We start from the raw sequence: 782 nt of genomic DNA, 5'->3' as shown, positions 1-782 counted from the left end.
ACGGATGGTATATATAAAACAAGGGTGAAAAGCTTATTTTTCAAGCCTTTCACCCGTTCTTATCATAGAAGAATCCTATTTACAGACTTTTCTTCACAGGCTCTAAAATGCTTCTCCCTTTTTGACTTATGTACCACTCATTTTATTCTGATATCAAATTTCAAGATTGCTTTCAGAATTGCAGTGTGAATATCTCCTTTCCATTCTTCGTCTACAATCATACTGACTGTGCCGTTTTCGTGATAAAAAGGACGCAAGCACAGTTTAGAGATATAAGATTCATAGAACTTCAAAATTTCTATGAGTGCTATTTCTTCTCCACTGGCAGCTTGGCATATCAATTCATAAGAGGGATAACCATAATCTTTTTTCATTTGTATGACTCCTCATTCAATAAAATTTTTAGTTTTTCAAGTCCTCTATTCCGCGTATAACTGATGGCGGAACGAGATAGATGATAAAATTTTGCGATTTCTTTATCATTCATATCTTGAAAATAATATAAAAGAATAAATTCACGTTGTCTGGCAGAGAGCTTACATAGAGCTGTGCCGATTTTTTCATCAGATACATAAACTGTAAAGTTTAATACTTGGAATATTGTCATATCGAAGAAATGTTCATCAATTGTTGTAGGTGGATTCATTTCTATTTCATTCATTTCACAGAATAATATGGTGTGGTATAAAAAAAGTTGACAGCTTATTCTCAAGGATTTCATAATAAAACCAAGAGAATAAGGAGGAATTCAAAGTGGCACGTAAATATGACCATGAATACAA

General features: G+C 32.7%; 2 protein-coding genes. Both read right to left on the bottom strand.

Annotation, left to right across the window (positions count from 1 at the left end; translation table 11 throughout):
* Window positions 1-137: 137 nt before the first annotated feature.
* Complete coding sequence (locus tag H6A20_RS13055) at window positions 138-374, bottom strand: helix-turn-helix domain-containing protein (protein ID WP_204907530.1); 237 nt, start codon at window positions 372-374, stop codon at window positions 138-140.
* Entirely contained in the window at window positions 371-646 is a 276-nt protein-coding gene (locus H6A20_RS13050; protein ID WP_243426228.1) for a sigma factor-like helix-turn-helix DNA-binding protein, read from the bottom strand. Before H6A20_RS13050 ends, H6A20_RS13055 begins: the two co-directional genes overlap by 4 nt.
* Window positions 647-782 lie beyond the last annotated feature (136 nt).

The sequence above is a fragment of the Mordavella massiliensis genome (genome assembly GCF_016901695.1).
GTDB classification, from domain to species: domain Bacteria; phylum Bacillota; class Clostridia; order Lachnospirales; family Lachnospiraceae; genus Claveliimonas; species Claveliimonas massiliensis_A.
This window is presented reverse-complemented; position numbering and strand designations above follow the sequence as displayed.